7 protein-coding genes are annotated in these 8,803 nt (G+C 70.2%); 1 reads left to right on the forward strand and 6 read right to left on the reverse strand.

The window, feature by feature from the left end:
• Positions 1-6 precede the first annotated feature (6 nt).
• From ABD292_RS29130 to ABD292_RS29140, 3 genes are all read right to left on the reverse strand, one after another.
• Positions 7-2,844 (reverse strand): vitamin B12-dependent ribonucleotide reductase, encoded by a 2,838-nt coding sequence (locus tag ABD292_RS29130; RefSeq protein WP_344212784.1) that lies wholly within the window; start codon positions 2,842-2,844, stop codon positions 7-9.
• A complete protein-coding gene (gene nrdR / locus ABD292_RS29135) occupies positions 2,841-3,296 on the reverse strand; it encodes a transcriptional regulator NrdR (protein WP_168016843.1) in 456 nt (151 codons plus the stop codon). The genes ABD292_RS29130 and nrdR overlap by 4 nt, the downstream gene beginning before the upstream one ends.
• A gap of 1,081 nt (positions 3,297-4,377) precedes the next feature.
• Positions 4,378-4,557, reverse strand: coding sequence for a hypothetical protein (locus ABD292_RS29140; protein ID WP_344212787.1), 180 nt, complete (start codon positions 4,555-4,557; stop codon positions 4,378-4,380).
• Positions 4,558-5,741: 1,184 nt separating this feature from the next.
• Between ABD292_RS29140 and lexA the strand changes: the two genes are divergently transcribed.
• Complete coding sequence (lexA, locus tag ABD292_RS29145) at positions 5,742-6,449, forward strand: transcriptional repressor LexA (protein ID WP_091092259.1); 708 nt, start codon at positions 5,742-5,744, stop codon at positions 6,447-6,449.
• Between the two features lie 516 nt (positions 6,450-6,965).
• Here lexA and ABD292_RS29150 read toward each other — a convergent pair.
• From ABD292_RS29150 to ABD292_RS29160, 3 genes are all read right to left on the reverse strand, one after another.
• A complete protein-coding gene (locus ABD292_RS29150) occupies positions 6,966-7,277 on the reverse strand; it encodes an ArsR/SmtB family transcription factor (RefSeq protein WP_329592267.1) in 312 nt (103 codons plus the stop codon).
• Positions 7,274-7,744 carry an SRPBCC family protein gene (locus ABD292_RS29155; RefSeq protein ID WP_344212791.1) on the reverse strand — a complete coding sequence of 157 codons (471 nt, stop codon included), beginning with the start codon at positions 7,742-7,744 and terminating at the stop codon, positions 7,274-7,276. Before ABD292_RS29155 ends, ABD292_RS29150 begins: the two co-directional genes overlap by 4 nt.
• Before the next feature lie 77 nt (positions 7,745-7,821).
• Complete coding sequence (locus ABD292_RS29160; protein WP_344212793.1) at positions 7,822-8,433, reverse strand: TetR/AcrR family transcriptional regulator; 612 nt, start codon at positions 8,431-8,433, stop codon at positions 7,822-7,824.
• Positions 8,434-8,803: the final 370 nt, after the last annotated feature.

Consider the following 8,803-nt stretch of genomic DNA (forward strand, 5'->3'; position numbering starts at 1 on the left):
ATCGCCTCAGCTGCAGCCGCTCGTGGAGCCGCAGCCCTCGCAGACGTAGCAGCTGCCCGCCGGCCGCATCTTGGTGCCGCAGGTCATGCAGAGCGGAGCGTCGGCGACGAAGCGCTGGTGGCTCTCCAGCGTCAGCTCCTGACCCGCCGCCACCGACTCCGGCTCGGCGGCCTGCTTGGGCTTCTGCTTCTCCTCGATCGGCGCCGACTGGGCCAGCGCCTCACGGTCCACCGCCTCCTGCAGCGCCGCCGGGTCCTCCCCGCGCTGCTGCGCGGCCCGCTCCGCCGCCGAGAACAGGCCGAGGGCGGCCCGCTCGTCGTACGGCAGGTAGTCGAGCGCCAGGCGGCGGAAGATGTAGTCCATGACGGACGCGGCCATCCGGATGTCCGGGTCGTCCGTCATGCCGGCGGGCTCGAAGCGCATGTTGACGAACTTCGAGACGTACGTCTCCAGCGGCACGCCGTACTGGAGCCCTATCGAGATCGCGACCGAGAAGGCGTCCATGACGCCCGCCAGCGTCGACCCCTGCTTGGACATCTTGAGGAACACCTCGCCGAGCCCGTCGTCGGGGTAGGACGAGGCGGTCATGTAGCCCTTGGCGCCGCCCACCGTGAAGCGGGTGGTGGTGCTCGGCCGCTGGTTGGGCATGCGCCGGCGGGTCGGCCGGTTGACCTCGATGACCTTGATCTCCGGCTCGGCGACCTCGGCGGCCGGCTCCTCCTTCTTGGCGCCGTTGCCGACCGAGAGCGGCTGGCCGACCTTGCAGTTGTCGCGGTAGACGGCCAGGGCCTTCAGGCCGAGCTTCCAGCCCTCCATGTAGACCTGCGCGATGTCGTCGATCGTCGCCGACTCGGGCAGGTTGACCGTCTTGGAGATCGCGCCGGACAGGAACGGCTGCGTGGCCGCCATCATCCGCACGTGCCCCATGGGAGCGATCGCCCGCTCGCCCATCGCGCAGTCGAACACCTCGTAGTGCTCCTGGCGCAGGCCCGGCGCGTCGACGACGTGGCCGTGCTCGGCGATGTACTCGACGATGGCCTCGATCTGCTCCTGCTGGTAGCCGAGCAGCTTGAGCGCCCGCGGGATCGTCTGGTTGACGATCTGCATGGACCCGCCGCCGACGAGCTTCTTGAACTTGACCAGCGCCAGGTCGGGCTCGATGCCGGTCGTGTCGCAGTCCATCATGAGGCCGATCGTGCCCGTGGGGGCGAGCAGGCTGGCCTGGGCGTTGCGGTAGCCGTTCCTCTCGCCCAGCTTGAGGCACTCCGACCACTCGCGGGACGCCTGGGCGTGGATCGTGGCGTCCATGGTGCCGACCGTGCGCAGGTCGTCGTTCGCCGCGGCGTGCTTGCGCATGACGCGCTTGTGCGGCTCGGCGTTCCTGGCGTAGCCCTCGTACGCGCCCACGACCCCGGCCAGCTCGGCGCTGCGCCGGTAGGACACACCGGTCATCAGGGACGTGATCGCCGCGGCCACGGCCCGGCCGCCGTCGGAGTCGTAGGCGTGGCCGGTCGCCATGAGCAGCGCGCCCAGGTTGGCGTAGCCGATGCCGAGCTGCCGGTAGGCCCGCGTCGTCTCGCCGATCTTCTCGGTCGGGAAGTCGGCGAACGAGATCGAGATGTCCATCGCGGTGATGATCAGCTCGGTCAGCTTGACGAAGTCGGCGACGTTGAAGGTGTTGTCGTCCTTCAGGAACTTCAGCAGGTTGATGCTGGCCAGGTTGCAGGAGGAGTTGTCCAGGTGGACGTACTCGCTGCACGGGTTGCTGGCGGTGATGCGGCCGGTCTCGGGGGTGGTGTGCCAGTCGTTGATCGTGTCGTCGTACTGGACGCCGGGGTCGGCGCACTCCCAGGCGGCCTTGGCCATCTTCTGGAACAGGTCCCTGGCGTCGATCTCCTCGATGACCTCGCCGGTGAGACGGGCGCGCAGGCCGAACTTGTCGCCCTTCTCCACCGCGCGCATGAACTCGTCGGAGACGCGCACGGAGTTGTTGGCGTTCTGGTACTGGACGGAGACGATGTCCTTGCCGCCCAGGTCCATGTCGAAGCCGGCATCGCGCAGCGCGCGGACCTTGTCCTCCTCGCGCGCCTTGGTCTCGATGAACTCCTCGATGTCGGGGTGGTCGACGTCGAGGACGACCATCTTGGCCGCCCGGCGGGTCGCGCCGCCCGACTTGATGGTGCCCGCGGAGGCGTCCGCGCCGCGCATGAAGCTCACCGGCCCGCTGGCGGTGCCACCGCTGCTGAGCAGCTCCTTGGACGAGCGGATCCGGGACAGGTTGACCCCCGACCCCGAGCCGCCCTTGAAGATCACGCCTTCTTCCTTGTACCACTCCAGGATCGACTCCATCGTGTCGTCCACGGAGAGGATGAAGCACGCGCTCACCTGCTGCGGCGACTGCGTCCCCACGTTGAACCACACGGGCGAGTTGAACGCGAACACCTGGTGCGCCAGGGCGTGCTTCAGCTCGTGGTCGAAGATCTCGGCGTCCTCGTCGCTGGCGAAGTAGCCGTGCTCGATGCCCGTACGGGTGTAGACGCCCACGACCCGGTCGATCAGCTGCTTCAGGCTCCACTCGCGCTGCGGCGTGCCCACCGCGCCGCGGAAGTACTTGGTGGTCACGATGTTGGCCGCGTTGACCGACCAGAACTCGGGGAACTCGACGCCCCGCTGCTCGAAGTTCACCGAGCCGTCGCGCCAGTTGGTCATGACGACGTCGCGGCGCTCCCACTGGATCTCGTCATACGGGTGCACGCCGGGCTTGGTGAAGATCCGCTTCATCTTCAGTCCCTTGCGCGGACGCTTGCCCCCGCGTGCCACTGAACCGCTGGCCGTCTCCGTCACGACTCCCCCTTCTCCGCCTTCAACTGCCTGATCTCGGCCTCGAAGTCCGCCAGGCTCTCGAAACCGCGGTACACCGATGCGAACCGCAGGTAGGCCACCTCGTCGAGCTCCCGCAGCGGGCCCAGGATGGCCAGGCCCACCTCGTTGGACGGGATCTCGGCCGCGCCCTTGGCCCTGATGGCCTCCTCCACCCGCTGCCCGAGCTGGGCCAGTGAATCCTCACTGACCGGCCTGCCCTGGCACGCCCGCCGCACGCCCGCGACGACCTTGTCCCGCGAGAACGGCTCCGTCACCCCGCTGCGTTTGCTCACCATGAGCAGTACGGTCTCCTGGGTGGTGAAGCGACGCCCGCATTCCGGACACGTGCGGCGCCTCCTGATGGCCGCGCCGTCGTCCGTGGAGCGGCTGTCGATGACCCTGGTGTCAGGGTGGCGACAGAACGGACAGTGCACGCGCTCGCCTCCTAGACCCGGCCACCACAACGCACCGCCGGACCGCCATGACGGGACGCTCGCGCACACCCCATGGAGAACCATGGAGCGGTCACGAAAACACAAGGTGTGGTGAACTACATCGGTGTAACTACTAGATGTTGTGGTCCAACCGTAGAAGCGCGCGACCATGAACGCAAGTTGAGCGGCGCCGCCCGATCGAAGTGGCTGATCAGCACACGCGCGCCCGGAGGGGCCCGGCGTGTCGCGTCGGAGGGCGTCACACCCCTTGCTGACCGCCACGGTGGTGAACAAACCTCACAACGGTACCGGACACCTCAGCCTGCCCGGTCACCTCGCCGCTTCCCCTGGCCAAAGGCCCTTTTATGGCGTTAGACGCATCCGAAAAAGGTCGAAGGGCACGGACGCCCGGCTGCACGGACCCCACCGGCACCGCCACGTTCGTCGCCTACTTCATCGGGACCAGCGACGCTCATCAACCGGATCGCCGGACGCCCCCGTCCCGCCCCGGCCATGATGATGAATCGTCCGCTGCGAAACGGCTCGCCTACACGTCACGCCGCGCCACAGGACCAGGCCGTTCCACGGCGGCGGGTCCTCGTCGGGGTAGAGGTGGGCGCGGACGACCGAGTTGATCCCATCGGCGCCGGCGAGCAAATCCTCCTCGACCCCACCGGCTGCCACCAGCAGCGCGGCAACGCACCCCACCGGCTCGGCCCCAGCCGCTCGATCCCGCCAGCGGCGCGGCGGCGCACCCCGCCAGCCTGACCCCGCCGGATCGACCCCGCCAGCGGCACGACAGCGTACCCCCACCAGCTCGGCCTCACCGGCCCGGCCCCACCAGCGGCATGGATGCGCACCCCACCAACTCGGCCCCACCAACTCGGCCGCGCCGACTCGGCCCCACCGACTCGGCCGCGTCAGCGGCGCGGCGGCGGCCGCCGACTCCAGGGATGACCCGACACTCGCCACCCGACGCCGTCGCGAGAGCGCTTAGGGGACCGCGACCGGCACCCATCACCCCGAGACGCCACTCGGCGGATCGCCGCCGAGTGCCGTACCCCGGGGCACCGCCGTACTCCTACAAACTCCTCGGCGCCTCGCCTTCATGGACCACCACCGAGAAGAGCGCGGCGTGCCCAGACGCAGGGGCCTGCGCCGCCGCATGACTGGCCGTCCGGGTGCCGAGCCAGTAGCCGGCGAGCGACAGCAACACCATCGCCACGACCACCACGGCCCGCCCGCGTCTCGTCAACCGCACCGGTGGCGCCGCCTCCGCTCGCCGGCGAACCCCGCCCAGCCGGCCGCGCCGCGCCCTCGGACGCCCGGCTCCCCCAGCCGGACGTCCGCACCGCGCCCCCGAGGACTCAGTGACACCGCTCCCAGCCAAGGAGAGCCGGCGCCCACCGGACGCACCGCCCGCCGAGCGCGGAAGATCGCCTACCGGAGCCGGGAGGACGGCGCCCTGTCCAGCCGCCTCCCGGCCAACGGGCGCCGCTCTCCCCCTGCGGGACTTGATCGCAGCCTGCGGCGACGCGGGCGTGTCCCTCCCGAGGCGGCGGGGGCGTCTCAGGCCGAGGCGGAAGCGTCTGCCGGTTCCAGGCCCTCCCCGACCCGTACCGGCCTTTGACCCTCGCCGTCCCTCGCTCCGAGCATCCCGCTCCTCCCGCTCCTCCCGCTGTGGGACTGTGGGCCCCTCGACAGCGTCCGCCCCCCAGGCGGGAGCGCCGTCCGGTCGCCTCGGGGCGGGTATGCGGCGGCCCGTCGGCGGCCCCCGCCGCACCGCCTTCAGCGAGCCGCGGGTCTCGGACGAGCCCTCGGCTCCTGGACGACGACGTTCGGACGCGCGCCGGCGGTCGTCACGCCCCGGGGGCGGCTCCTCGCAGGTGCCGTCCTCGTCCGGGCGGGGCGGGGGGACCAGGCGCAGCCGGGGCCTCCCCTGCCCCGAGCCGCCGACACCCCGAACGGCACCCCGAACGGCGTCAAAACCGGCGTCTCGGGCAGCACCGTCACCTGCGCCGGGTGAAGAGCCCCCGCGCCTTCCCGAACCGCCCGGAGGGAACCCCAACCTCTTGCCGGAATTTCCGCGGCCCCCGGCCTCCGCCCGCGTATTGTCTGGACGTCGGTCCTTGCTCTGCGTGGCGTCGGCGATGAGCGTGAGGCGTTTGGCGTCTTCGCTGGTCGTGTCCGTGTTTGTGGTCGTTCGCATGGTTGACCTCCCGCCGTGTGGCCCGAGGAAAAGGCCAAATAAGATCAGCAAATCGAACACGGTGTCGATCGAACTCCCGTACGATGTTGTACACCACACTCGCGCCGATTTCGAGGAAGACTCGAACAATTGTTTGAAGATGATCTTCATTCGGGATACGGTCGCGGTGTGCGACATGAAGACCACAGAACGGGAGCTTCGCCGGTGAGGCAGGCATCCGGGCGAGGAGGAGCAGCATGACCGAGCGGGATGACGCGAACGGGGTCAGCGACCTCGCGGTGCGCCGACGCGACTCCCTGGGCCTCACGCCCAGGCAGCGCAAGATCCTGGAAGTGATCCGCGACTCGGTGCAGCAGCGCGGATATCCGCCCTCCATGCGGGAGATCGGCGAGGCCGTGCAGTTGACGAGCACCTCCAGCGTGTCTCATCAGCTGACCGCTTTGCAGCGCAAGGGCTACCTCAGGCGCGACCCGCACCGCCCCCGCGCTCTGGAGGTGCGCCTGCCGGGCGAGCCCGTGATGTGGGTCGACCCCGACGCCACCGACGAGGAGCTGACGGTCAGCCGCCCAACCGCCGCGTACGTCCCGCTCGTCGGCCGCATCGCCGCTGGTGGGCCCATCCTGGCCGAGGAGAGCGTCGAGGACGTCTTCGCGCTGCCGAAGCAGCTCGTCGGCGAGGGCACCCTGTTCCTCCTGCAGGTCGCCGGTGACTCGATGATCGACGCCGCCATCGCCGACGGCGACTGGGTCGTCGTACGCCAGCAGCCGGTCGCCGAGAGCGGCGACATCGTGGCCGCCATGATCGAGGGCGAGGCCACGGTCAAGACGTTCAAGCGCAAGGACGGCCACATCTGGCTGGTCCCCCACAACCCGAACTACGAGCCGATCCCCGGCGACGAGGCCAGCGTCCTGGGCAAGGTCGTGGCGGTCCTGCGCCGGCTCTGACGACCGGCGGACACCGCGGCGGGCGACGAACGAAGGGCCGGGGCCGAGGCACCTCGCCCGCCGCGGCACCGAGATCCTTCCTGTTCTGGCGCACACTCGAAGATGGCTGAGGCTCCCGAGGCCCGCCGGGGACCGGGGTACGGCACCGCACCGCCAACCCCGGCCCGCCCACGCCCCCGCCGACCCATGCCCTGGCCAGCTCGGGCCCCAGCCCGCTCATGCCCCATGCCCCGCCCATGTCCCGGCCCGCTCGGGTCCCCTGCCAGCTCATGCCTCGGCCCGCCCACGCCCGCCCATGCCCCACACCAGCTCGGGACCCCCGGCCATCTCAGGCCCCCTGGCCAGCTCGGGCCCCGGCCCGCCCACGCCCCACGCCCGCCCATGTCCCGTCCCGCTCGGGCCCTGGCCTGCCCAGGTCCGGCCTCCGCTCGGCGCTCCCGGGCGCCGCCGGGGAGATCGTCATCAGCGCCTGTTCGCCCGATCAGCTACGAGCCGGACATGATGCTGGGATTCCGCTCAGTCGTCCGGTGTCGTGTCGAGGTGGCGTTCAAGCGCGTCAAGTCGATCGCTCCACAACCGCCGGTACGGCGCCAGCCAGGCGTCGATGTCCGCCAGAGGCTCGGGCCGCAGCCGATACCAGCGGCGCTGCGCCTCCTTGCGGACCTCGACCAGGCCGGCCTCGCGCAGCACCTTCAAGTGCTTGGACACCGCCGGCTGTGTAAGGTCCAGCCGGCCGACGAGGTCCCCGGCCAGGCGTTCACCGTCGCGCAGCAGGTCGAGGATCTCCCGCCGCCGGGGCTCCGCCAGGACCTCGAAGGCGGTTTTCATGCCAAGGCCCGCTGATATGCGGCCTGCAGCTCGTGACTGACGGAGGCATCGGTCGGGCGGCCGTGCAGCAGTGCCTCCAGCGCGTCCAGCCCGGCATGCCAGCCGGCGCCCAGCGCGGGTGCGGCGTCAGGATCGTCGACGATGTTCGTGAACACCAGCCGGCATGCGTCGTCGCCGTCAGGCTCCAGCTCCCAGCGCAGGATTTCCGAGCCCCACGTGTACTCCAGCAGTTTCGGCGGATCGACCCGGACGACCTCGCCCTCGCCGGCCATCGTCCCCTGCCGGTCGACGAAGGCGATCCTGGCGCCGGGAACGAGGTCGAACCGGAACCGGTCGTAGTCCAGGAGCTGCACGAACCAGGCACGTAGCTGATCGGTCTCGCTGATCGCGCGCCAGACCTTGGCCTGCGGGTGCCGGAGTCTGCGTTCGAATCGCAGGGCGACGCGGCCGTCTTCGGTCCTGTGCACCGTTCCGAGCGTGCTCATGGCTCTCCCCGGGTCGTAATTGCCTGGCTAGCTATATAGCCATCGTGGCATATAAGGTGTCAAGGACGCGACCGCGGAGCCGGTGCGGGAGGAACGACACAGGCGAGGGCGTCGCGCACGACGTCGGCGAAGGAGGCGGCGCTGCCGGGGGCGAGCCAGTGCCGCCCCGCCACGCGGATGGCCCCGGCGACCGCGGCGGCGGTGACGGCAGGGAAGAGGTCACGTTCCGGGTCCATCCCCGCGCGGGCCGCGATCGCCTCGGCGAGCGGCCCCTCGGCCATGGTGAACGCCTTGAGCGCCTCGCCCTCCAGCTCCGGCGTCGACATGATCATCCGCAGTCCGGCCCTGTCGGGCTCGGGGTCGGTGTACAGCTCCAGCATGGCCGCGATGATGGCGCGATCCAGCGGCTCGTCGGCCGGCCGGGCGGCCAGCGCCTGTCCCGCGCGTCTGGACTGATCCGCTTGGAAGGAGCAGATCGCCTCTTCCCGGCTGGAGAAGTAGTTGTTGTAGGTGCGCGGTGAAACCCCCGCCGCCGAGGCGATGTCCTGGACGCGGACCAGCGCCAGCCCGTGGGGCCCCTGGTCGATGGCCAGCCGGAGCGCGGCATGGCTGATCGCCTCGCGCGTGGACTGCTTGTGGCGCGCCCGCAGGTTCATGGCGTCGTCGTTCATGACAGAACTCTACATTCATTGCGTGGCACGCACATAATGCGTGGCACGCAAGATGTGGTTATAGTGTCGGCAGGCGGCCGGCAGTCAAGCCCGCCCATCGCCCATCATCCGACGCAGGCCGGGACGGCGAGGTCCCGAGGGCAGGCCGGCCGCCCTCGACGGACCGTCCGTCGCGGGCGCCGTCCCGGGCCTCCCCCATCGAAGAGCACAGGAGCAGGAATGACGTCCAAGATGATCGCATTCGACGAGGACGCCCGGCGCGGTCTCGAGCGCGGTATGAACCAGCTCGCTGACGCCGTCAAGGTGACCTTGGGCCCCAAGGGCCGCAACGTCGTGCTGGAGAAGAAGTGGGGCGCCCCCACGATCACCA

The organism is Nonomuraea bangladeshensis (assembly GCF_039529455.1).
Lineage (GTDB): Bacteria > Actinomycetota > Actinomycetes > Streptosporangiales > Streptosporangiaceae > Nonomuraea > Nonomuraea bangladeshensis.